At 66.8% G+C, this 22,850-nt stretch carries 21 protein-coding genes; 4 read left to right on the top strand and 17 right to left on the bottom strand.

Annotation, left to right across the window (positions count from 1 at the left end):
- Position 1: 1 nt before the first annotated feature.
- The 4 genes from JOE41_RS18220 to JOE41_RS18205 form a co-directional block, all read right to left on the bottom strand.
- On the bottom strand, positions 2-2,941 hold the full coding sequence (locus tag JOE41_RS18220) for a DNA translocase FtsK (RefSeq protein WP_209753160.1): 2,940 nt from the start codon (positions 2,939-2,941) through the stop codon (positions 2-4).
- Positions 2,942-3,136: 195 nt separating this feature from the next.
- Positions 3,137-4,828 (bottom strand): ribonuclease J, encoded by a 1,692-nt coding sequence (locus tag JOE41_RS18215; protein ID WP_011691314.1) that lies wholly within the window; start codon positions 4,826-4,828, stop codon positions 3,137-3,139.
- 42 nt (positions 4,829-4,870) lie between these two features.
- A complete protein-coding gene (gene dapA, locus JOE41_RS18210; RefSeq protein WP_209753159.1) occupies positions 4,871-5,779 on the bottom strand; it encodes a 4-hydroxy-tetrahydrodipicolinate synthase in 909 nt (302 codons plus the stop codon).
- An 85-nt stretch (positions 5,780-5,864) separates the two neighbouring features.
- Positions 5,865-6,260 (bottom strand): hypothetical protein, encoded by a 396-nt coding sequence (locus JOE41_RS18205; protein WP_245200762.1) that lies wholly within the window; start codon positions 6,258-6,260, stop codon positions 5,865-5,867.
- Between the two features lie 68 nt (positions 6,261-6,328).
- On the opposite strand from JOE41_RS18205, the gene JOE41_RS18200 reads away from it, so the two are divergent.
- Positions 6,329-7,564, top strand: coding sequence for a heparan-alpha-glucosaminide N-acetyltransferase domain-containing protein (locus JOE41_RS18200; RefSeq protein WP_209753158.1), 1,236 nt, complete (start codon positions 6,329-6,331; stop codon positions 7,562-7,564).
- On the opposite strand, the gene JOE41_RS18195 is transcribed toward JOE41_RS18200, so the two are convergent.
- The 9 genes from JOE41_RS18195 to JOE41_RS18155 form a co-directional block, all read right to left on the bottom strand.
- On the bottom strand, positions 7,561-8,034 hold the full coding sequence (locus JOE41_RS18195) for a hypothetical protein (protein ID WP_209753157.1): 474 nt from the start codon (positions 8,032-8,034) through the stop codon (positions 7,561-7,563). The genes JOE41_RS18200 and JOE41_RS18195 overlap by 4 nt on opposite strands.
- Positions 8,035-8,039: 5 nt before the next feature.
- Complete coding sequence (gene dapB / locus JOE41_RS18190; RefSeq protein ID WP_209753156.1) at positions 8,040-8,798, bottom strand: 4-hydroxy-tetrahydrodipicolinate reductase; 759 nt, start codon at positions 8,796-8,798, stop codon at positions 8,040-8,042.
- A gap of 74 nt (positions 8,799-8,872) precedes the next feature.
- The gene (locus tag JOE41_RS18185) at positions 8,873-9,340 is read right to left on the bottom strand and encodes a molybdenum cofactor biosynthesis protein MoaE (protein ID WP_209753155.1); all 468 of its coding nucleotides are present in this window, start codon (positions 9,338-9,340) and stop codon (positions 8,873-8,875) included.
- Positions 9,330-9,854 (bottom strand): MogA/MoaB family molybdenum cofactor biosynthesis protein, encoded by a 525-nt coding sequence (locus tag JOE41_RS18180; protein WP_011691307.1) that lies wholly within the window; start codon positions 9,852-9,854, stop codon positions 9,330-9,332. Before JOE41_RS18180 ends, JOE41_RS18185 begins: the two co-directional genes overlap by 11 nt.
- The gene (gene moaC / locus JOE41_RS18175) at positions 9,851-10,345 is read right to left on the bottom strand and encodes a cyclic pyranopterin monophosphate synthase MoaC (protein ID WP_011691306.1); all 495 of its coding nucleotides are present in this window, start codon (positions 10,343-10,345) and stop codon (positions 9,851-9,853) included. Before moaC ends, JOE41_RS18180 begins: the two co-directional genes overlap by 4 nt.
- Positions 10,333-11,622: a gephyrin-like molybdotransferase Glp gene (gene glp, locus JOE41_RS18170; RefSeq protein ID WP_245200761.1), complete on the bottom strand. Its 1,290-nt coding sequence runs from the start codon at positions 11,620-11,622 to the stop codon at positions 10,333-10,335. Before glp ends, moaC begins: the two co-directional genes overlap by 13 nt.
- Positions 11,623-11,745: 123 nt before the next feature.
- Positions 11,746-13,308, bottom strand: a complete 1,563-nt coding sequence (locus tag JOE41_RS18165) for a molybdopterin-dependent oxidoreductase (RefSeq protein ID WP_209753682.1) — start codon at positions 13,306-13,308, stop codon at positions 11,746-11,748.
- A gap of 25 nt (positions 13,309-13,333) precedes the next feature.
- A complete protein-coding gene (locus JOE41_RS18160) occupies positions 13,334-14,575 on the bottom strand; it encodes a cell wall metabolism sensor histidine kinase WalK (protein ID WP_209753154.1) in 1,242 nt (413 codons plus the stop codon).
- A complete protein-coding gene (locus JOE41_RS18155; protein WP_209753153.1) occupies positions 14,562-15,305 on the bottom strand; it encodes a response regulator transcription factor in 744 nt (247 codons plus the stop codon). Before JOE41_RS18155 ends, JOE41_RS18160 begins: the two co-directional genes overlap by 14 nt.
- Before the next feature lie 132 nt (positions 15,306-15,437).
- On the opposite strand from JOE41_RS18155, the gene moaA reads away from it, so the two are divergent.
- Positions 15,438-16,568, top strand: coding sequence for a GTP 3',8-cyclase MoaA (gene moaA / locus JOE41_RS18150; RefSeq protein ID WP_198011542.1), 1,131 nt, complete (start codon positions 15,438-15,440; stop codon positions 16,566-16,568).
- A gap of 4 nt (positions 16,569-16,572) precedes the next feature.
- Entirely contained in the window at positions 16,573-16,839 is a 267-nt protein-coding gene (locus tag JOE41_RS18145; RefSeq protein ID WP_011691300.1) for a MoaD/ThiS family protein, read from the top strand.
- A gap of 15 nt (positions 16,840-16,854) precedes the next feature.
- Here JOE41_RS18145 and JOE41_RS18140 read toward each other — a convergent pair whose 3' ends face one another.
- Entirely contained in the window at positions 16,855-17,958 is a 1,104-nt protein-coding gene (locus tag JOE41_RS18140) for a LuxR C-terminal-related transcriptional regulator (protein WP_209753152.1), read from the bottom strand.
- Between the two features lie 174 nt (positions 17,959-18,132).
- On the opposite strand from JOE41_RS18140, the gene JOE41_RS18135 reads away from it, so the two are divergent.
- Positions 18,133-18,414: a hypothetical protein gene (locus JOE41_RS18135; protein ID WP_209753151.1), complete on the top strand. Its 282-nt coding sequence runs from the start codon at positions 18,133-18,135 to the stop codon at positions 18,412-18,414.
- Positions 18,415-18,451: 37 nt separating this feature from the next.
- Here the strand turns inward: JOE41_RS18135 and JOE41_RS18130 are convergent, their stop codons facing one another.
- From JOE41_RS18130 to JOE41_RS18120, 3 genes are all read right to left on the bottom strand, one after another.
- Complete coding sequence (locus tag JOE41_RS18130; protein ID WP_011691297.1) at positions 18,452-18,913, bottom strand: DUF1579 family protein; 462 nt, start codon at positions 18,911-18,913, stop codon at positions 18,452-18,454.
- Between the two features lie 72 nt (positions 18,914-18,985).
- The gene (locus JOE41_RS18125) at positions 18,986-20,329 is read right to left on the bottom strand and encodes a pitrilysin family protein (protein ID WP_209753150.1); all 1,344 of its coding nucleotides are present in this window, start codon (positions 20,327-20,329) and stop codon (positions 18,986-18,988) included.
- Between the two features lie 168 nt (positions 20,330-20,497).
- Positions 20,498-22,738: a polyribonucleotide nucleotidyltransferase gene (locus JOE41_RS18120; protein ID WP_011691295.1), complete on the bottom strand. Its 2,241-nt coding sequence runs from the start codon at positions 22,736-22,738 to the stop codon at positions 20,498-20,500.
- Positions 22,739-22,850 lie beyond the last annotated feature (112 nt).

Below are 22,850 nucleotides of genomic sequence, written 5' to 3'. Positions count from 1 at the left end.
GCTACCGTCCGGTGAGCGACCAGGCGTCTTCGGAGCCGTCTTCGTCATCACCGTAGCCTCCTGCACTGGCGTCGGCGCCGTCGTAGTACTCGACTTTCTGGGTGCGGTTGTCCAGGTCTGCCGCCACGAGGTCCTCGGCGTAGCCGCCCTGGGCGATGTTCGCGTTGGCGTTGTCGCTGAGTGCTGCGGTCTGCGAATCCGGTGCAGCAGGGGCGTCCTGGCCCTTCATGGCAGCGAGGACGGCGGCGAGGTCGTCCGGCTTCACGAGCACGTCGCGTGCCTTGGAGCCCTCGGAGGGGCCCACCACTCCCCTCGATTCGAGCAGGTCCATGAGCCGGCCTGCCTTGGCGAACCCCACGCGCAGCTTCCGCTGGAGCATCGAGGTGGAGCCGAACTGGGTGGTGACCACGAGTTCGGTGGCCTGCAGCAGCACTTCGAGGTCGTCCCCGATGTCGTCGTCGATCTGCTTCTTCTGCGCCTCGGGCGCGACGTCGTCGCGGTAGACGGCCTTGAGCTGGCCCTTGACGTGCTCAACGACCTTGTGGATTTCCGATTCCGTAACCCACGCGCCTTGGACGCGCATGGCCTTGGACGCGCCCATCGGCAGGAAGAGCGCGTCACCCTGGCCGATCAGCTTCTCCGCGCCGGGCTGGTCGAGCACCACGCGGGAGTCGGTGACCGATGAGGTGGCGAACGCCATGCGGGACGGGACGTTGGCCTTGATCAGGCCGGTGACGACGTCGACGGACGGACGCTGGGTTGCCAGGACCAGGTGGATGCCGGCAGCACGGGCCAGCTGGGTGATGCGGACGATGGAGTCTTCGACGTCGCGCGGGGCGACCATCATGAGGTCGGCGAGTTCGTCCACGATCACCAACAGGTACGGGTAGGGACGGATGACGCGCTTGGAATCGACCGGCGGGTGGACCTTGCCCGCCCGGACCGCCTTGTTGAAGTCGTCGATGTGCTTGAAGCCGTAGTTGGCGAGGTCGTCGTAGCGGGCGTCCATTTCGCGGACCACCCATTGCAGGGCCTCGGCGGCCTTCTTGGGGTTGGTGATGATGGGCGTGATCAAGTGCGGGACACCCTCGTACGCCGTGAGTTCCACGCGTTTGGGGTCCACCATGACCATGCGGACCTCATCCGGGGTGGCGCGCATCAGGATCGAGGTGATCATGGAGTTCACGAAAGACGACTTACCGGCACCAGTGGCACCGGCGACGAGCAGGTGGGGCATCTTGGCGAGGTTCGCCACCACGTAGCCGCCCTCGACGTCCTTGCCGACGCCCATGACCATCGGGTGGTCGGTGCGGCGGGCGTTCTGGCTGCGGAGCACATCGCCGAGGGACACGGTTTCGCGGTCCGTGTTGGGGATCTCGATGCCGATGGCGGACTTGCCGGGGATCGGGCTGAGGATACGGACGTCGCTGGACGCGACGGCATAGGAGATGTTCTTGGACAGCGCCGTGACGCGTTCCACCTTGGTGCCCGGGGAGAGTTCGATTTCATAACGGGTGACCGTGGGGCCGCGGCTGAAGCCGGTGACCTGGGCATCCACGTTGAACTGGTTGAGCGTTTCGGTCAGTGACGCCACGATCGCATCGTTGGCCTCCGTGCGTTCCTTCGGGATGGAGCCCGGGGTCAGCACATCCGACGACGGCAGGGTGTACGTAACGTCACCCGCGAGCGAGAGCTGCTCCGTGCGCTGCGGGATCGGCGTGGGCGGCGGGGCCGGAGCGACGGGGCGCGAGGGCACCTGCGCGGCTGAGGCAACGGCGGCAGCACCGGCTGCCGGATTGAGTGAGCCCGCAGCCACCATTCCGGGCGTCACCAGCGGGATGGCCTCGGTGGCGTTCTCGCCGTTTGCATCCTGTCCCTTGGTGCCCAGTCCCTGGGCTGCCTTGATCTTTTCGACGGCGATTTCGGCCTGCGTGGGCCGGCGCACACCAGGCGCCGGACGCGGGCCCCTGCCTGCTGCCTTGGTGCCGTTGGCGATCTCGGCCGCTTCGTCGTCGTCGATGACGGCATGTTCGAAGGCCTCGTCGCCCACATATCCTTCGAGGCGGGGGTCGGTCTCCTGGTCCTTGCCGAACAGCCTGCTGCGCCTCTTCTTTTTGGGCGCATCCTGGCCCGCGTTCTCGTAGAGGTAGCTGCGGTCGTGAACGTCGCCGGGTTCCTGCAGGTCGATGCCCATGAGGTGCTCATAGGCATCCCTGATCCGGCGGGGAATCGCGCCGAAGGGCGTGGCGGTCACGATCAGGAGGGACGTGAAGGCCAGCAAGCCGTACACGGCCACCGGCACCGCGGTATGCAGGGCAGCCAGCGGCGAGGCAGCCAGGAAGCCGAGCATTCCACCGGCCTGACGCAGTCCGTCGAAGCCGTCCGTTACGGTGGGCTGGCCGCCGATGACGTGTGCCAGGCCGCAGCCGGCAAAGGTCATGATGAGGAAGCCAATGCCGATCCTGTTGTTGCCCCGCCCGTCCGACGGCTGGCGGAACAGCCGGAAGGCACAGACGAAAAGCATGAGCGGCAGCAAAAGAGACATCCAGCCGAACGTGCCGTTGACAATCGCGAACACAGTATCGGGGAACCATCCCTTGAAACCCCACCACGCGAACGTTGCAACAAAGACGCCCAGGGCGAGGTTGAAGAGGGCGGCACCGTCCCGGCGGTCCTCGGGGGCAAGGTCGCTGACGTCGTGGCCGATCCGGCGGATGCCGCCGCCGACAACGTGCCCTATTCCCAGCCAGGCGCCTGCGGCCACCCGCACGAGCCACGGCTGCCGGGGTTCGACGGCGGCCATCTGGCGGGTGCGTGCCGTGCCCGATGATCCTCCGGTCCGGCCGGTTTTGGACGTAGCGGAGCCGGAGCCCCTGCCCGCTGAGCTGCCTGATTTGCCGCTTGAGTTGCCTCTAGGCGCGGAGGAGGTACGTGTCGCCATACCCGCCACGGTACCCGAAGTGCGGCCAAAAACCCCGGATTTCCGGGGCGTTCCGGCATGCATGTTGCGGACGGGACGGCTGGGCCCAGCGACTCCGGGGCCTCGCCCGGCTTAAACGACGGGACCCTCCCCGCAGTCCGCGGCCCGGGGGCCTGCTTTCCTGCGGGGAGGGACCCGTCAAACAATCCCAGGCGCTTACGCCTCCAGCACCACCGGAATGATCATGGGCTTGCGGCGAAGCTTGCGGTTGACCCACGTGCCGACAACACGGCGGACAACCTGCTGGAGCTGGTGCGTGGTGTGGTCCGTATGGTTCAGCACGGCCTCTTCCAGCGCAGCATTGATCTTGGGAATGATTTCGTCGAAAACGGAATCGTCCTCAGCCACACCGCGGGCGTGGATTTCCGGTCCGGAGACCACCTTGCCGGTGGCGCGGTGGATCACGGTGATAATGGAGATGAAGCCTTCATCGCCAAGGGTCTGGCGGTCCTTGAGGTCAGCTTCCGTGACTTCGCCGACGCTGGAGCCGTCAACGTAGACGTAGCCCACCTCGACCTGGCCCACGACGTCGGCCTGGTGGTCCCGGAGGTCGATCACAGTGCCGTTGTCCGCCAGCAGGATGCTCTCGTCCGGCACGCCGGACTCGAGGGCGATCTTGCCGTTGGCAATCAGGTGCCGCGTCTCGCCGTGCACCGGCATCGCGTTCAGCGGTTCCAGGATGTTGTAGCAGTACAGCAGTTCCCCGGCTGCGGCGTGGCCGGACACGTGGACCTTGGCGTTGCCCTTATGGATGACATCGGCGCCGAGCTTGAGGAGGCCGTTGATGATGCGGAAGACCGCGTTCTCGTTGCCCGGGATCAGGCTGGAGGCCAGGATCACGGTGTCGCCCTGGCCGACGACGACGCGGTGGTCACCGTTGGCCATACGGGACAGGGCAGCCATCGGCTCGCCCTGGGACCCGGTGGACATCAGCACCACGCGGTTGTCCGGCAGGTTGTCGATGTTCTTGATGTCAACCAGGATGCCCGGGGGCACGTCGAGGTAGCCGAGCTTCTCGGCGATGGCCATGTTGCGGACCATCGAGCGGCCCACGAACGCAACCTTGCGGTTATGGTTGGCCGCAGCGTCCAGGACCTGCTGGACCCGGTGCACGTGCGAGGAGAAGGACGCGACGATCAGGCGCTTGGACGCCTGGCCGAAGAGACGGTCCAGGGTGGGGCCGATTTCCTTCTCCGCGGTGGTGAAGCCCGGCACGTCGGCGTTTGTGGAGTCCGACATGAACAGGTCCACGCCTTCTTCGCCCAGCTTGGCGAAATGGCGGAGGTCAGTGATGCGGCCGTCCAGCGGAAGCTGGTCCATCTTGAAGTCACCGGTGTGCAGTACGGTGCCGCCGGAGGTACGGAGGAACACTGCCAGGGCGTCAGGGATGGAGTGGTTGACGGCCACGAATTCGCATTCGAACGGGCCGAACTTCTGCACCTGTCCCTCGGTGACGGTCTGGGTGATCGGCTTGATCCGGTGTTCCTGCAGCTTCGCCTCGATAAGGGCGAGCGTCAGCTGGGAACCCACCAGGGGGATGTCGGCGCGGAGGCGCAGCAGGTACGGAACGGCACCGATGTGGTCCTCGTGGCCGTGCGTCAGGACGACGGCGACGATGTCATCGAGGCGCTTCTCGATGTAGGAGAAATCGGGCAGGATCAGGTCGACGCCGGGCTGGGTCTCCTCCGGGAAGAGGACACCGCAGTCGACGATCAGCAGCTTGCCGTCGATTTCGAAAACGGTCATGTTGCGGCCGATCTCCCCCAGGCCGCCGAGCGGAACGATCCGCAGGGTGTCCTTGAGAAGTTTCGGTGGCGTGACAAGGCCGGGAAGGGCGGTTTGGGTCATAGTGCACTACTTTCCGGGCGGAACAGGAATGGTCTTTGCCGATCAGGAAAAGACCATGCCTGCTTCCGCCAAATCCTCGCGGATGATTGCGATCTCAGCTTCGTCCGGCTCCACGAGGGGCAAACGGACAACCGAGTTGGGCAGGACTTCCTGCCATTTAAGAATCTGCTTGGCCGCAACGGCCCCCTGCACGCGGGTCATCGTGGCCCGGATGACAGGTTCGAGTTCAAAATTGATCTTCCGGGCGGTGCCCAGGTCGTTCGCGTTCACGGCGTCGATCAATTCACGGAACCGGCGTGTGGCGACGTGGGTGGTGACGCCCACGAGCCCCACGGCGCCCATCGCCATCCACTGCAGGGTCAGTCCGTCGTCTCCGGAGTAGAACAGGAGGTCGGTCTGGGCCATGACCCGCGTGGCGGCGGCGAAATCGGCCTTGGCGTCTTTGACCGCAACGATGTTCGGGTGCTCGGCAAGACGGATCATGGTGTCCGGAGCAATCTGGATTGAGGAACGGCCGGGGATGTCGTAAAGCATCACGGGAACGTCGGTGGAGGACGCAATGGTCTCAAAGTGGGCGCGCACGCCGGCCTGGCTGGGCTTGTTGTAGTAGGGCGTGACGAGCAACAGACCGTCGACGCCAACCTCGGCTGCCTGCTTGGAAAGGTGCACGGAGTGTGCGGTGTCGTTCGTTCCGGTGCCGGCGATGATGGCGGCGCGGCCGCCGACAGCTTCCTTGACCGCACGGAACATGCCCACGTTCTCCTCGTCGGTGAGGGTGGAGGTTTCTCCCGTGGTGCCGGTGACGACCAGGCCGTCGCAGCCGTCGTCGACAAGCTTTACGGCCAGTTCCGCCGCCTGCTGGTAGTCCACTTTGCCGTCCTCAGTGAACGGCGTGACCATGGCGGTCAGGAGGGTGCCAAAAGCAGGGTTATTCGCGGAAGTGTCAGCCATAGGAAAAACGTTACCCTGTCCCCGCCTTGTTAGGACAATGGCGGCCGCGTGATCGTCGTCAAATTCACACCACGAACGTCACTTGTCAGTGCGGCGGGCCGGGCGCACCGCAGTAGCGGGCAACAGCATCCTCCCGCAGCGCCTCCGCCCACGAGGCCAGCCGCTGGGCGGCACGGACGTAGTGGAACAGCTCTGTGGGCGTGAGGGCCTCAAGGTCGCATTCAGAGAGCCGCCGCGCCAACTCGGCGCCGGGCGGCTGGGCGGACAGGGCCACGCCCTCTCTCCCCCACTGGGTATCCTCGGCCGGGTTTCCGGCCACCAGCTGCCGAAAGAGATAGTCCACCACGCCGGGGCTCATCGCCTTGAGCGGGCCAGGGGACGTCTCGCGTTCCGGGATTCGGCGTTCCGGGAGTTGGCGTTCCGGGAGTTGGCGTTCTTGGATTCGGCGTTCTTGGATTCGGCGTTCCGGCGCATCGTTCATACACCGATGCTATTCGAACATATATTCGAATACAAGAGCCTGCGGGCCGGATATGAGACGATCGGCTCATGACCTCCCGTGGCATTGTTTCCCCCTCGCGGACTGCCAAAGGCACCGGCACGACAACGAGGCTCACCGGAGTCGACGCGGCCCGGGGGCTGGCACTTCTTGGCATGATGGCCACCCACCTGCTTCCCACGTTCGAAGCAAACGCGCAGCTGACGCCCACGTGGATCGGCCTGACCTTCTCGGGGCGTGCGGCCGCGCTGTTTGCCGTGCTGGCCGGCATCGGACTTGCCCTGTCCACCGGAAAGCAGCGTCCGCCGCAAGGCCAGGAACTGAGCGGCGCACGCCGCGGCATAGCGCTCCGCGCCCTCGTGATCGCCGTCGTCGGGCTCTTCCTGGGCGGGCTGGACGTCAACGTCGCGGTGATCCTGGTCCACTACGCCGTGTTGTTCCTGTGTGTGTTGCCGTTCATTGGCCTCGGCATCAAACCGCTCTGTGCACTGGCTGCCGCCTGGGTACTGGGCTCGCCGGTGCTGGCCTACCTGCTGCGGCCTTGGCTCCTGGCCCCTTCGCCGCCTCTGCACCTGGGCCACAACCCCAGCTGGGACGACCTCACCACGCCGGGCCGCCTGCTGGGCGACATTTTCCTGACCGGGTACTACCCCGTCCTGCAGTGGATGAGCTATCTGCTGATCGGGCTGGTCATCGGCCGGCTGGCACTGACGAAGGCGCCCGTCCAGATGCTCCTGCTTGTCGGCGGGACCGTGGTGGCCGTGCTGGCCAAATGGCTGGGGGTGCTGATGATGGATGAGTGGGGCGGCAAGGAAGCGCTCCGGGCCCAGCTGGCGGACCCCCGCTACCCGCTGGACAGCCTCCTGCAGGTGAACCTCGCCGGGGTGGAGCAGTCCGGCTCCTGGTGGTGGCTGGCAGGGAGCGCCCCGCATTCGGGCACGACCCTGGACCTGCTCCACACTTCGGCCGTAGCGGCAGCCGTGGTGGGCGCCTGCCTGCTCCTCGGGAGGCTGGGCGAATGGCTTAGCCTGGACCTGCTGCTGCCGCTGCGGGGTGCGGGCGCTATAACCCTCACCCTCTACACGGCGCATGTGTGCCTGGTGGCCGCCATGTACCTGCAGCCGCTGCCCGCCGGATGGACCCGCGAAGGCGTCTACGCGGCGCAGGCACTGACCGCCGTCCTCATCGGAGGGTCCTTGGCAGCGCTCAACTGGCGGGGGCCGCTGGAGTGGGTGGCCCACGCCGCCAATGAAGTGGGCCGGTACCGGCGGGCGGGGATCCGCTAGGCGGACTGGCGGAACAGCTTCAGGGCGTCACGCATGGATGCCCGGGCGCGCTTGCGGTCGCCTGCGGCGTCATAAGCGCAGCTCAGCCGGAACCAGGAACGCCAGTCTTCCGGCGCTTCCTCGGCTTCGGTCCGGTACTTCTCAAACTCGGCGTCTGCCGATTCGCGCACAATCCGCCCCGCAGGTGTGCGCTGCAGGTTGTCAACCGGCAGCCCGCCTTCCGCCTCGAGGACCTTGGCCATCTGTTCCGTCCGTGCGCCGAACAGCAGTTCACGCACCAGGGCCCAGGCCCCGATGACCGGCAGGACCAGGTAGGCGGCACCAATGGCCTTTGCCACGGGATTGGGGTCCGCGAGGAGCAGTACGGACCGCTGGAAGGACACCACCAGGTAGAAAACCAGCAGCAGCGTCACCGCGCCGACCCAGATCTTGGTGCGGTTCTTCTTAAAGCCGGCTAGGACATTGCCCATTGCCGTCAGATTCCGAGGTCCAGGTAGCCGTCCAGGCCCACGGTCAGTCCGGGGTGGCCGGCAACGTTCCGCACCCCCAGCAGGACACCAGGCATGAAGGAAGCCCGGTCGAAGGAGTCGTGGCGCAGGGTCAGCTGCTCCCCCGGTCCGCCGAGGAGGACTTCCTGGTGGGCCACAAGGCCGCGGAGGCGCACGCTGTGGACGCGGATGCCGTCCACGTCACAGCCGCGGGCACCGGCAAGTTCAGTAGTGGTGGCGTCCGGACTGGCGCCTACGCCAGCGGCGGCGCGTTCAGCCGCGATCAGCTGCGCGGTACGGACGGCGGTGCCGGAGGGTGCGTCAACCTTGTCCGGGTGGTGCAGCTCGATCACCTCGACGGACTCGAAGTACCTGGCGGCCTTGGCGGCAAAAGCGGACGCCAGGACGGAGCCGAGCGCGAAGTTCGGGGCAATGAGAACGCCCACCCCGGCATTCCGGCCCAGCAGTTCCTCAAGCGCACCGAGCCTGGAGGCGTCCCAGCCGGTAGTGCCGACGACGGCGTGCATGCCGTGTTCGACGGCGAAGCGGACGTTCGCTTCGGTGCTTTCGGGGACGGTCAGGTCCACCACGAACCGGGCGCCGGCATTGACCAGCTCTTCGAGTGAATCACCGCGTCCGAGGGCCGCTACAAGCTTCATGTCGGGGGCCGCTTCAACGGCTTTCACGGCCTCGGCGCCCATGCGCCCGTTCGCGCCCAGGACGGCGACGGCAAGTTGTTCGGTCATGGACTTAACCCTACCGTCGGCCCGGCTGCGAGGATGAACCGGGACAGGAGGTTACTGGCCTCCGGCCCCTTGCTTCAGGCTCCGGCCCCGACCCATTCAACGGTCCCGTCGGTGAAGAACTGTTCCTTCCAGATGGGCACCTGCTCCTTGATCCGGTCAACGAGCTCCGAGCACACCTCGAAGGCCTGGCCGCGGTGCGAGGCGGACACGGCACACACCAGCGCGGGGTCGCCGATTTCCAGCATGCCCACCCGGTGCGCCGCCCAGATCCGCACTGTTTCGCCGCCGTCGCCCGCATGTTCGGCGACGAGCCGGGCAACGACGTCGGCCATCACCTGGTGGGCGGTGGGATGCGCACTGTAGCTGAGCCGGTCAACGGGCTTGCCGCCGTCGTGGTTCCTGACCACGCCGCTGAAGCTGACCACGGCGCCGGCCGTGTCCGATTCCACAGCGGCGATGGCCTGCGCCACGGAGATGGGCTCCGCGCTCAGCACGGCATTTACGATCTCGAATCCGGACTCAGTGGCCTTGTCAGTGCTCATGGCTGCCTTCCAACTGGTCGCAAAGGTGGCTGATGACCGGATCCAGCACGCTCAGGCCGTCCATGACGCCCTTGGGTGATCCGGGAAGATTGACAATGAAAGTGCGTCCGGCCGCGCCCGCGTGTCCGCGGCTCAGCATGGCCATGGGCGTCTTGGCCAGTCCGGCCTGCCTGATTCCTTCCATGATCCCCGGAATTTCGCGGTCCAGCAGGGGGACCGTCATCTCCGGAGTCAGGTCATCCGGGCTCAGGCCGGTGCCGCCGCTGGTGATGATCACGGCGGGCTGCTGTGTCAGCAGGGCGCGAAGCGCGGCGCCCACGGGTTCGCCGTCGGGCACCACCATGGCAGGGAATGTCTCGAAACCGTGCTCGGTCAGCCAATCGGTGATGACCGGTCCGGTTTCGTCGCGGTAGATGCCCGCAGCGGCCCGGTTGGAGGCAATCACGACGCCGGCCTTCCGGCCGGTGGCCTCTCCGTGCCGGTGCGGTTCGGGCTGCTGTCCGAAGGTGCTCATGCTGTCCAGTCCCCGCTCTTGCCGCCGCTTTTGGCCAGCACCCGGATATCGGTCAATACGGCATGCTTGTCGACTGCCTTGATCATGTCGTACACGCTGAGGGCCGCGACCGACGCCGCGGTGAGCGCTTCCATTTCGACGCCGGTCACGCCGCGGGTCTTGACGGTTGCCAGGACCGCAACGGCATCCAGGCCCAGTTCGAAATCGACTGTGACTTTTGAGATGGGCAGCGGGTGGCATAACGGGATGAGTTCGGGAGTCTTCTTCGCAGCCATGATTCCTGCGACGCGGGCAACCGCCAGCGCGTCGCCCTTGGGCAGGTCGCCTGCACCCAGGAGGGCGAGGACCTCCGCGGTGGTGCGGACCGTGGCGGTGGCTGTTGCCTCCCGCGTTGTCTCGGCCTTGCCGGAAACATCAACCATCTGCGCTGTCCCGTCCCGGCGCAGATGCGTCAGCCCGGCAACGTTGTCTTCATTGTTCACAGCGTCCATACTTCCACTTCTGCCCCCGCGGCGAGCGCAGATGTCCCCACCGGGACATGGATCAGGGCGTTGGAATTGGCCAGGGCATGGACCAGGTGCGAGCCTGCGCCCCCTTCGAGCCGGACCGAGCCGTCCGGAAGGAGCGTGCCGCGCCGGAGCTGGTGCTTCCCCTCGGGTGACTCCAGCGGTGCCGCCAGCCTGGCCCGGATGGCCGGCCGCGGCGCCGGTGCCCCGAACAACGAGCTGAGGACCGGGCGCAGGAACATTTCGAAAGAGACCAGGCAGCTGACCGGGTTACCCGGGAAACCCACGAAGGGGACACCGTCGAACCGCCCGAGGCCCTGGGGTCCACCGGGCTGCATGGCCACGTGCAGGAACTCCACGTCCTGTCCCGCGGCTGCCTGCCTGACCACCTCGTAGGCTCCTTTGCTGACACCGCCCGTGGTGACGATCAGGTCCACCTGCGGGGCATGCCTCCGCAGCGTGGCAGTCAGCGCGTCCGGACTGTCCGTTGAGATCGCAGCCCGCAGGACCTCCAGCCCGGCCTGGCGCATGGCGGCTTCGAGGAGTGTGCCGTTGGCGTCGTAGATCTTGCCGGGCTCCAGCGGGCTGCCGGGCTCCACCACTTCGTCGCCCGTGGTGGCGAGGAGCACCGTCAGCTTCCGGTGCACCGTGACCCGTGTGATGCCCAGTGCCGCCAGCAGCCCCAGCTGGCCCGGGCCCAGGAACGTTCCGGCGGCGAGCGCGAGCTCCCCGGCCGGGATGTCGCTGCCCGCACTGCGGACGTATGTGCCTGCTTCCGTTGCCGGCAGCCGGACGGTGGCCGCCGCTCCGGGTTCCGGGAAGGAATCCGGAACGGCTTTTTCAACGGGTACGACGGCGTCGGCTCCGGCAGGAATCATGGCTCCGGTCATGATCGGCGCGGCCGTGCCCGGTTCCAGCGCCGCTGCAGTGGCACCGGCCGGGATGGGCGCCACCACTCTCAGGTCCGTCCCGCCGTCGGGAATGTCCTGGCTGCGGACGGCGAAGCCGTCCATTTGGGAGTTCGCAAAGGGCGGCAGGTCCACGGGCGCGGGGATATCCGCTGCGAGCCCGCGTCCCAGCGCCGCCTGGAGCGGCAACTCTTCTGTACGGCCGGGACCGCTGAAGTCCGCCAGGAGCTCACGCACGGCCTCACGGTGGGCCTCCACGGTACGGGCCTGGTGGCCGTGCCCGGAGAAGCCGCGATGGCGGCCGCTGTGGGTCTGGCTGCCGCCGGTGGCGTGCCTGTTGTCGGTGCGGTGCATACGTTCCTTACCTCGGTCCGGGCGTACTGCTGTGTGTGGGTACTGCTTGTGTCTGAATACTGCTGTGTCTGAATACTGCTGTGGCGGTGTGCTGCGGGCCCTGCCCGCGGGAATTCGGCCCCGCTACGGCGTCACGTCAACTCTAATGGTGTGGAATCCGGTAGCGCCGTCCGGGGCAACCCGGGACGGCTTTTCGATCTGCGGCACACCGTTGAGGTCCGTGGCCCGGACCTGGATCTCATACTGCCCGGGCGTGAGGGGCAGTGAGAGCTGCCACTGGTACCAGGTGTCCCGGGAAATGCCGGGTGCAAGTTCCGCCGTCTGCCAGCGGCCGCGATTAACGCGGAGTTCCACTGTGCCGATTCCGGTGTGCTGGGCCCACGCGACGCCGCCGAACGCCACCGTTCCGGCACGCACCGGACGGCCGGTGCGCGGGACGTCGATGCGTGAGGACGTCTTGATGGGTCCGCGCTCACTCCAGCCGCGGGGTGTCCAGTATCCGGCGTCGTCGGCGAACCTGGTCACTTTTAGTTCGGTGAGCCATTTGGTGGCGGAAACGTAGCCGTACAGGCCGGGCACGACGAGCCGCACCGGGAAGCCGTGCTCCAGCGGCAACGGTTCGCCGTTCATACCGACGGCGAGCAGTGCGTCCCGCGTGTCCGTCAACGCTTCGAGGGGGGTGCCGGCCGTCCAGCCGTCACTGCTGCGGGACAGCACCATGTCCGCGCCGCTCTGCGGCCCGGCCATGGCCAGCAGCTCCCGGACCGGCCAGCCCAGCCACAGCGCATTGCCGATGAGGTCCCCTCCCACTTCATTGGAGACGCAGGCGATGGTGATGTGGCGTTCCGTCATGGGTTTCGAAAGCAGCGTGGCGAAATCGAGCTCGATGTCCCGTTCCACCATTCCCGTGACCCTGAGGACCCAGGTGTCCGGATCCACCGCCGGAACAGTGAGGGCAGTGTCGATCCGGTAGAAGTCCCGGTTGGGCGTGACCAGCGGACTGATGCCGTCAAGCCCCAGCTCAGCACCGGCCGGAACCGGCGGGACCGGGGATGCCGCGGACGGCAAGGCAAGTTTGCTACGGAATTCACTGACGCCGGCCGCGGCGCCGCGCAGGGCAACAGCAAGCGCGCCTCCAAGGGCCGCGACGACGGCGCCTCCGCCCAGTGCCTGCAGGAACCGGCGCCGGGCCGGGCCGGCCGTCGGCGTGCCTGCCGGGTCCCGGTTCCGGAGGCGTGACATCAGCCAGCGCAGGACAAGGATTCCGGTTCCGGCCGCAAGAAGGGGCAGCACAACGGCGTTGCCGGTTGCCTGTGCCCGGCCAAGGACCGCCGCCAGGCCCGCCACGCCAAATAGGGCGATGACTGCAAACCCGGCAAAGCGGCGCCGCCACTCAAGGATGCCGGCTAGCGCAGCGAGGGCCGCCATGGCCAGTCCCATGCCCACGAGCAGCGCCAGCTTGTCCGCCGTGCCGAACACTGAGATGGCCCAGTCCTTCACGGCCGGAGGAACAGCATCGATCACTGCACCGCCGACGCCCGTCAGGGGCGAAAGTGCGGGGCTCACGAGGGCGGCGGCGAGTTCGCCGGCCACGACTCCGACGGCCACGGCGACAACGCCTGCGGCCGCTGCCCACCGGCGGGCTACAGCGGCGGGGGCGGGGGCAGGAACAGCCGCGGGAGGCACTTTCACGGCCGCCCTTTCCTGCGGATCAGTGTCCACGGGGGACCCTCCCTTCTTTCACGTCCGGGCTGCCGGTTGAACTCCGGCGCGGGGCTTCCGTCGGGCGCTCCCTGTCCGGGGCGGGCAGGCGCAGGGAGAACCGGCAGCCGCCGTCGACATTTTCCACCGTCACGCTTCCCTCGTGGGCCCGGATGATTCCTGCAACCATGCTGAGCCCGATCCCGGCCCCGCTGTAGCCCGCGGCTTCCGGTTCTGTTCCGGAGAGGCCCGCGCCGCCGGAGCGGCCGCGCGAGGGATTCTTCTGCCATCCCGTGTCGAAGAGGTGGGGGATGTCCTCCGGTGCAATTCCGCCGCAGCCGTCCGTCACCGTAACCACCGCATCTTCCCCCTCCCTGGTGACTTCAACGGTCACGCCGGTACCGGGCTTGCTGTACAGGATGGCGTTGAGCACCACGTTGCGGACCGCCCGCCCCAGGGAGGGGCCGTCCGCGAAGGCCAGGCACTCACGGACCCCGCCGCCGTCGAGCCTCATCTGCCGCCGGGCGGCCAGCGGGGCCAGATCCGCAATCGCGTCACTGGCGAGGTCGTAGAGATCCAGCGGTTCGGCCTTGAGCCGCAGGGTGCCTGCCTGGATCTTGGAGAGCTCCAGGAGATCATTGACCATGACGGCCATCTGATCCGTCTGGCTGATGATCTTGCGGTAGTAGCCGCTGACGTCGGAGGCCATTCCGTCTTCAAGCGCTTCCGCCATCGCGCGCATGCTGGCCAGCGGCGTGCGAAGGTCGTGCGAAATCCAGCTGACGAGTTCGCGGCGGGAATTCTCCACGGCGGCCTCCCGCTCCCGGGATTCAGCCAGCATGCGGCTGCTGCGTTCCAGTTCATCCGCCAGTTCCGAGAGCTCGGAACTCATGAGCGGCGCCGGCAGCCCCGGGTGCTCGCCGCGTCCAATGCTCCTTGCGGCAGCTGCGAGGAGTTTGGCGTTGCGTGAGACACGCGCCCCGAGGACCAGTGAGATGGCCACAGCCACCGCGGACGCGATGGCCAGGACGTACCACATGACCTCCAGGTCCCGGGCGGAAATAACCATCGCATTGAAGGCGCTCACCATGCCTGCGGTCAGGACCGCAACGGTGGACAGCACCACCACGCAGATCTGGACGGCGATGGACGTTCTGCGAAGGGGTTTGAGCAGCAGCAGCGATGCTGCTCCGATGACTACGGCCCAGAGCAGCGCCCAGGCGACGATGGCGAGAAGTTCAGCTGTTTGCACCGTCAGCCCCGTCCGGGGTGTCCAGCCGGTAGCCCACGCCCCACACCGTCTTCAGGAGGGCCGGCCGGGTGGGATCAGCCTCGATCTTTTCGCGCAGCCGCCGGACGTGGACGGTGACCGTGGAGAGGTCCCCGAAGTCCCAGCCCCACACGGCCCTGATCAGCTCCTCGCGGCTGAACACCTGGTTGGGGCGGCGCAGGAAAAAGGCCAGAAGGTCGAACTCCCGGATGGTCAGCGCGAGCGGAGATCCGTGGTGCGTCACGGTCCGGGCTGCCGGGTTGAGCTCGAACCCGGCAACTTGCACCGCCGGTTCGGGGCTGAACTCCTGCACGCTGCGCCGCAAAACAGAGCGCACCCTGAGCACCAGTTCCCGGGGCGAGAAAGGCTTGGTGATGTAATCGTCCGCACCGACCTCCAGTCCCAGGATCCTGTCATCCTCCGTCCCCAGGGCCGTCAGCATAATGACGGGGACGCTCATCGTCTGGCGGAGCCTGCGGCACACTTCCACGCCGTCCAGGCCGGGCAGCATGCGGTCCAGCAGGACGAGGTCCGGGTGCCGCTCCGCCGCGAGGCGCAGGGCCGTGAACCCGTCCGCAGTGAGGTCCACCTGGAAGCCCGCCTGCACAAGGTAGTCACGGACCACTCCGGCGATGGTCTGTTCGTCTTCGACGAGGAGTATCCGCCGGTTTCCGACTGCGGCCTGGACCGGCGCCGGCTGGGACTTGTTCACTCCTCCAGCATAGGTTCGACGCCTGGGCGTGGCGCGGCTTTGCCGCCCGCCGTGGCGATCCGTAGGGATTCCGTAAGATCCGCGGATGTCATAGGCGTGATGGTTGACCCCAAGGTGGCGTAGCCTGAATTTATGAGTGTTCAGCTTGGTATGCCGCAACCCCGGGAGGGGGCAGGTTCCGACCCGGGAGCACCGTCGCTGCCGTCGAGGCCGGCGGGCATGCCCGCGGGCCTAATGGACCGGTACGGACGCCGCGCCACGGACATGAGGTTGTCCCTGACGGACAAGTGCAACCTGCGCTGCACGTACTGCATGCCGGCCGAAGGTCTTGAATGGCTGGCCAAGCAGGCCGTGATGTCCGCCGAGGAAATCGTCAGGATAGTGCGGATCGGCGTCGACATGCTGGGGGTGCGCGAGTTGCGCCTCACCGGCGGCGAACCCCTGGTCCGGGCCGACCTCCTCGACATTATCTCCGCCTTGCGCCAGGCGCACCCGGAGCTGCCGATCTCCATGACCACCAACGCGGTGGGGCTGGATAAGAAGGCGGCCGGACTGAAGGCTGCCGGTCTTTCCCGGATCAACGTTTCGCTGGATTCCCTGCACGAAGAGACGTTCACCAAGCTGACCCGGAGGCCTTTCCTGGACAAGGTCCTGGCCGGTGTGGACGCCGCGTGGGCCGCCGGGCTCGGTCCCGTGAAGCTCAACGCCGTCCTGATGCGCGGAATCAATGACGCCGAGTCCCCGTCGCTGCTGGCGTGGGCACTGGACCGCGGCTACGAACTCCGCTTCATCGAGCAGATGCCGCTCGACGCCGACCACGGGTGGACCCGCCGGAACATGATTACCGCGGCCGAAATCCGCGAACTCCTGTCCGTCGACTACGTCCTCAGCGCCGATCCGAGGGACCGTGACGGCGCACCGGCCGAACGCTTCGAAGTACGACGCCGCGCCCCGGGTTCCACGGAGGCCTCCGGACCCGTGCTGGGAACAGTTGGAATCATCGCCTCCGTCACCGAACCCTTCTGTTCGGACTGCCGCCGCACCCGGATCACGGCCGAGGGCAAGATCATGAGCTGCCTGTTCTCGCGCGAAGAAGTCGACCTTCTGGGGCTGCTGCGCGAAGGCGCCACGGATGAGCAACTCGCCGAGCGCTGGCAGGACGCCATGTGGATCAAGCCGAAAGCCCACGGCATGGACCACGTCGGTTTGGACGCTCCGGACTTTGTCCAGCCGGACCGCAGCATGAGCGCCATCGGAGGCTGAAGCATTGAACGTACGTTATTTCGCTGCCGCGCGCGCTGCCGCAGGGGTGGAAGAGGAAGGCTTTGAGCTTCCCGCCGGCTCCACTCTGGAGGCACTGTTGAGCGCTGTGCTCGACGTCGACCGCCCGGTTCCGCCGGCCGGCACCCCGCCGCTCGCGCGGCTTCTTTCGCGAAGCAGCTTCCTGCTTAACGAAGTGGCCGTCCGCGACCGGTCCGTGGTCCTGGGGCCGGATGACGTCGTGGACGTGCTGCCGCCGTTTGCCGGCGGCTAGGGATTGGGCAGCTTATTACGAGGGGCCGGCCCGCTCCGTTCCGAGGGCCAAAGCCAGCAACGAGTTCCTGCTCCGTACGCCGCAGGCAGCAAAAACCAGCTTGAACTGGTCCTGCACCGTGTAGGGGCTGATCCGGAGGGCCGCCGCCAGCGCCGCGGTGTCCAGTCCGCCTGCGGCGAGTTCCAGCAGGCTGCGCTGCCTCGGCGTCAGGCCAAAGCACCGGGCGAACACGTCGAGCCGTTCCCCCGCCGGGCATTCCTGGATGGTCACTGCCAGCCTCGCTGCCCCGTTCTCCCCCGGATCCAGCCGGAATGACCTGAGCACCGCCCACCGGCCGGAGCCGATGCTGACTCGGGCAGACGCCGGGTGGGAATCCACTCCGGCCTCCCGTGCCAGGAGTTGCGCGGCCACGTTGAAGACCTCGGCCGGTATCGCTTCAAAAGGGCGGGGCCCCGGCTGCAGCAGGCCGAGCCAATCGGCTGCGGACGCACTTCGGCTGGTGACTCCCAGCTCCGTGTCCAGCGTCAGCACCGCCTGTTGAGGCAGCCCCGCCGCGGGCAGCAGGTTGCGGCGCGGCTTCGCATCGAGCCTCATCCGGGCTGCCCTGCTTCGCCGCAGGCCAGCCGCGATGACGGGCGCCGCAGCCGCCAGGTGCTTCGCTTCGAGGTCCGAAAATTGCCCGTCATCTGCGGTCCGCCACAGGTCAAGCCAGCCCCAGCAACCGTATCTGTCCGCGAACACCGTGGACAGGACATCCACCACCCCGTACCGCCCAAGGACACCGTTCCAGAGCGGGCTCCGGACAAGGTCTCCCCCGGTTGCCGTCTGCAGCGTCACCGTGGGCGGGCCGTTCCCGATGAGCGACGTCCACCGGCCGGGCGCCGTCACGTACTTCAGCCTGATCAGGGCCGGCAGTTCCTGGGGGCAGGGAATCCGGGCCATCGGTGAGATCCCGGTGCACGTTTCGGGGTCGGTCAGGGGCCACACAAACGAGCTGAACGGGACAATGCCGGCAATCTCCGCTAACAGGGCTGCGCGCAGGTTATCGTCCTCCAGCGGCGAACCGCAGAGGTCACCGATCCTTTCCAGGCTTCGGCCCGCTGCCCGATGCGTGGTCATGCAAACAGTATGGCCCGGGAGCCCCCGCAAGTGCGGGTCACGGGCCCCCGGCCATCACTGCCCGGCCAGGGTCCCGCCCAGATTTCTGGGATACCGGCCCTTCCCGCGGTGTGCCTACCGTTGGCCCAGGGGCACGATCCGGACGGACGGCATCGGCCCACAGAAAGGAATGACATGTACACGCTCCAGATTGAGCACGGCATCAAGGACTTCGGGATGTGGAAGGCCGCCTTCGACAGGGACCCTGTCAACCGGACAGCCTCTGGCGTACTGGCCCATCGCATTAGCCGGCCAGTGGACGATCCGCACTACGTGGTGGTTGAACTTGACCTTGCCCGCCGGGGACAGGCCGAGGAACTGCTGGCCAGGCTCCGGCAGCAGGTGTGGAACTCGCCGGCCGCGGCTCCGGCCCTGGACGGTGCGCCGAAGGCGCGGATTCTGGAATCAGCAGGCTGATTCTCCCCGGGCGGGCCACAGGTGTCCGGTTGCGCTGTCAGGTGCGGCGGCAAACGGAGGTCATGAACGGCGCGAAGGCTGTGGCGCCGGCCAGGCGGACTTCGGACGTGTGCGTCAGCACGCCGTCGTCCACCCGGTACGTGTGCCGGGAGGTATCCCTGCCGGTTCGGCGTTCCACGGTGAGGACTCCGCCGTGCCAGCTGCACCGCGTAGGGGGTTCCCGGGGCAGCCCCACACTGTCCACGTGGTACCAGACCGTGTCAGGGTGGTCGGGGTCCATGGTGAACATGCCATGGCGCTCAAAACGGATACCGTCGAGTTGGGTATGCCGGTAGCTTTGCAGCACCGCGTAGCCGCCGGCGGCCTTGGTGAAGGTCATCTCTGCCGCCGCAGTCCTGGCAGGCCGCCGGGGTGTCGCCTCAATATGGGTCGTCCCCGTCCAGTGCCCGAGGAAAACCTCCAGCTCTGCCTGCGCAGTGCCCGGGTGCGTACGGTCCATTGCTCCTCCAGTGTGGCCCCGGGTTCATCATCACGCCCGCGGATGGAGTTGTCCAGCGAAGGGCGGGCGGGTTCAGAGGCCGAAGGTTTCGCGTTCCTCGAACGGACCCACCACTGTCACCGTCCGGGGTGCCGCCGCAAGCTCCAGCGCCAGTTCCCGCACCTGCTCCACGGTAACGCTCTTGATCTGCCGGAGCGTCTCCTCGATGTCCTGGTATTCGCCGGACACCAGTTCGGCCCTGCCCAGCCGCGACATCCGTGATCCGGTGTCTTCGAGCGCCAACACGATCCCGCCGCACAGCTGACCCACGGCCTTCCTGAGCTCGTCCTCGGAGATGCCGTGCTCCGCCAGCTTGTCCAGTTCGGCGCCCAGCAGCTCAACGACCTGGCGGACCTTCGAGGGCGTGCAGCCGGCATACATGCCGAAATAGCCTGCGTCGGCATAGGACGAGGCAAAGGAATAGGTGGAGTAGACCAGGCCGCGCTTTTCCCGCACCTCCTGGAACAGGCGCGAGGACATGCCGCCACCCAGCACGGCGTTAAGCACGCTCATGACGTAGCGGCGTCCGTCCGTGGCGACGATGGTGGGGCAGCCCATGATGATGTTTGCCTGCTCGACGGGCCGCTTGACCACGTGGAGTCCGGCGGTTCCGGTGATGTGGGCCCGTTCGGTGGAGCGCCGCTCCACGGGTGCTGCACCGGGCTCCAGCGCCCAGCCCGCCTGGTGGAGGGCATCCACCACCAATCCGCAGACGACGTCGTGGTCCAGTCCGCCGGCGGCGGTGATGACCAGCTCGTCCGGGCGGTAGTACCGGCGGTAGTGGTCCCAGACGGAATCGCGGGCAACGGCCCGGATGGCCTCCGGTGTTCCGCCGATCGGCCGTCCAAGCGGATGCGTTCCCAGCACTGCGGCAACAAAGTGCTCGTGGGCGACGTCCGTGGGGTCGTCGCTGTCCATCGCGATTTCCTCCAGGATGACGTCGCGTTCCTGCTCCATCTCCTGCGGGTCCAGGACTGCGCCGGTAATCATGTCCGCGATGACATCGATGGCCATCGGAAGGTCCGTGTCGAGGACCCGGGCAAAATAGCAGGTGCTTTCCTTGGCAGTGGCCGCGTTGGACTCCCCGCCGACCTCATCAAACGCGGAGGCAATTTCCAGCGCGGTGCGCCGCTTGGTGCCCTTGAACAGCAGGTGCTCCAGGAAGTGGGTGGACCCGTGCTGCCCGTGGGCTTCGTCCCGTGAACCCACGCCAACCCAGAAGCCGATGGTCGCGGACCGCTGGCCGGGCATGGCTTCCGTCAGTACACGCACGCCTCCGGGAAGTACGGACCGGCGAACCACGGACCCGCCGTCGGCTCCGTGGATCAGGGTGTCTCCGGGATGGTTCTGCACGAGCGGCAGGGGTACGACAGTCATCAAGGCCTTTCAGGAAAACGGTGCCAAATCTGCCTGCAATCGTACCAGCGGACCACTGCCGCCATGTCCGGGGAAATGGCGATTCAATCGGGCGGCTTAACGGCGGCGGGGCCGGTGGAAGTTCCACCGGCCCCGCCGTCACGCTGGTACTACGAGGTGCGCTGCAGATTACTCTGCGGCTGCCTCGGCGACCTCGGCGTTTTCAGCGCCTTCTTCCTCGGCGATGACCGGGGAGAGGGACAGCTTTCCACGATCGTCGATCTTGGTGATCTCGACCTGGATCTTCTGGCCCACGGAGACGACGTCCTCGACGTTGTCAACGCGCTTGCCGCCGGCGATCTTACGCAGCTCGGAGATGTGCAGCAGACCGTCCTTGCCCGGGGTGAGGGAAATGAAGGCGCCGAAGGTGGTGGTCTTGACGACCGTACCCAGGTAGCGCTCTCCGATTTCCGGAACCTGCGGGTTGGCGATGGCGTTGATCGCGGAGCGTGCGGCGTCGGCGGACGGGCCGTTGGTGGCGCCGATGTAAACGGTGCCGTCGTCCTCGATGGAGATGTCCGCGCCGGTGTCTTCCTGGATCTGGTTGATCATCTTGCCCTTGGGCCCGATGACCTCGCCGATCTTGTCCACGGGGATCTTGACCGCGATGACGCGCGGAGCGAACTCGGAGAGCTCGTCCGGGGTGTCGATCGCGGAGTTGATGACCTCGAGGATGTGCAGGCGTGCTTCGCGGGCCTGCTTCAGGGCGGCGGCCAGGACCGAGGCCGGGATGCCGTCGAGCTTGGTGTCCAGCTGGATGGCCGTGACGAACTCGGAAGTACCGGCGACCTTGAAGTCCATGTCGCCGAAGGCATCTTCGGCGCCGAGGATATCGGTCAGTGCTGCGTAGCGGGTCTGGCCGTCAACCTGGTCGGACACCAGGCCCATGGCGATACCTGCAACGGCCGCCTTCAGCGGCACGCCTGCGTTGAGCATCGACAGCGTGGAGGCGCAGACGGAACCCATCGACGTCGAACCGTTGGAGCTGAGAGCCTCAGATACCTGGCGGATGGCGTAGGGGAATTCCTCGCGGGACGGCAGGACGGGCACGAGTGCACGCTCGGCCAGGGCGCCGTGACCGATTTCGCGGCGCTTGGGCGAACCCACGCGACCGGTTTCACCGGTGGAGTACGGCGGGAAGTTGTAGTTGTGCATGTAGCGCTTGCGCGTTACCGGCGACAGCGAGTCGATCTGCTGTTCCATCTTCAGCATGTTCAGCGTGGTGACACCCATGATCTGGGTCTCGCCGCGTTCGAAGATGGCCGAACCGTGAACGCGGGGCAGGACCTCGACCTCGGCGGTGAGCTGGCGGATGTCCGTCAGGCCACGGCCGTCGATGCGGATCTGGTCCTTCAGGATGCGCTGGCGCACAACGTGCTTGGTCACCGAGCGGAAAGCTGCGGACAGCTCCTTCTCGCGTCCCTCGAACTGGCCGGCGAGCGACGAAGTGACGTCGTCCTTGAGCTGGTCCGAAGCGGCGTCGCGCTCCTGCTTGTCAGCAATCTGGAAGACAGCAGCCAGCTTCTCGGCCGCAGCGGCTTCAACAGCGGCGTAGGCGTCGTCCTCGTAGTCGAGGAAGACCGGGAACTCGACGGTCGGCTTGGCGGCGCGGGCGGCAAGGTCTGCCTGGGCGTCGCACAGTGCCTTGATGAACGGCTTGGCGGCCTCGAGGCCCTCGGACACAACCTCTTCGGTGGGGGCGGTGGCGCCCTGTTCCTTGATGAGGTTCCAGGAGTTGTCCGTAGCTTCGGCTTCGACCATCATGATGGCGACGTCGTCACCGGCAACGCGGCCGGCAACGACCATGTTGAACACGGAGTTCTCGAGCTGGGAGTGCTTCGGGAAAGCAACCCACTGCGAACCGTGCTCGTCGGCGACGAGGGCAACGCGGACGCCACCGATCGGGCCGGAGAACGGCAGGCCGGAGAGCTGGGTGGACATCGAGGAGGCGTTGATGGCCACGACGTCGTAGAGCTCGTCAGGGTTGATCGCCAGGACGGTGACGACGATCTGGACCTCGTTGCGGAGGCCCTTGATGAAGGCCGGACGCAGCGGGCGGTCCATGAGGCGGCAAGCCAGGATGGCTTCGGTGGACGGGCGGCCTTCGCGGCGGAAGAACGAACCCGGGATGCGGCCGGCGGCGTACATACGCTCTTCGACGTCAACGGTCAGCGGGAAGAAGTCAAAGCCTTCACGCGGGTGCTTGCCGGCGGTGGTTGCGGACAGCAGCGCGGTGTCTTCGTCGATGTACACCATGGCTGCGCCGGCTGCCTGCTTGGCAAGGCGGCCGGTTTCGAAGCGGATTACACGCTTGCCGAAGCGGCCATTGTCAATGACCGCTTCTGAGAACTGGATTTCGGGACCCTCCAAGAGAGTCACCTCCGTTTCTTGGTTAACGGAAGTCCAGCCGCATCAACCCAGTCCAGCATCTGTCTACTGGCCTGCACTGCACCCGGTCATCGATCGAGACCCACGGGCCGGG

It is taken from the genome of Arthrobacter sp. PvP103, from assembly GCF_017833075.1.
Lineage (GTDB): Bacteria > Actinomycetota > Actinomycetes > Actinomycetales > Micrococcaceae > Arthrobacter.
This window is presented reverse-complemented; position numbering and strand designations above follow the sequence as displayed.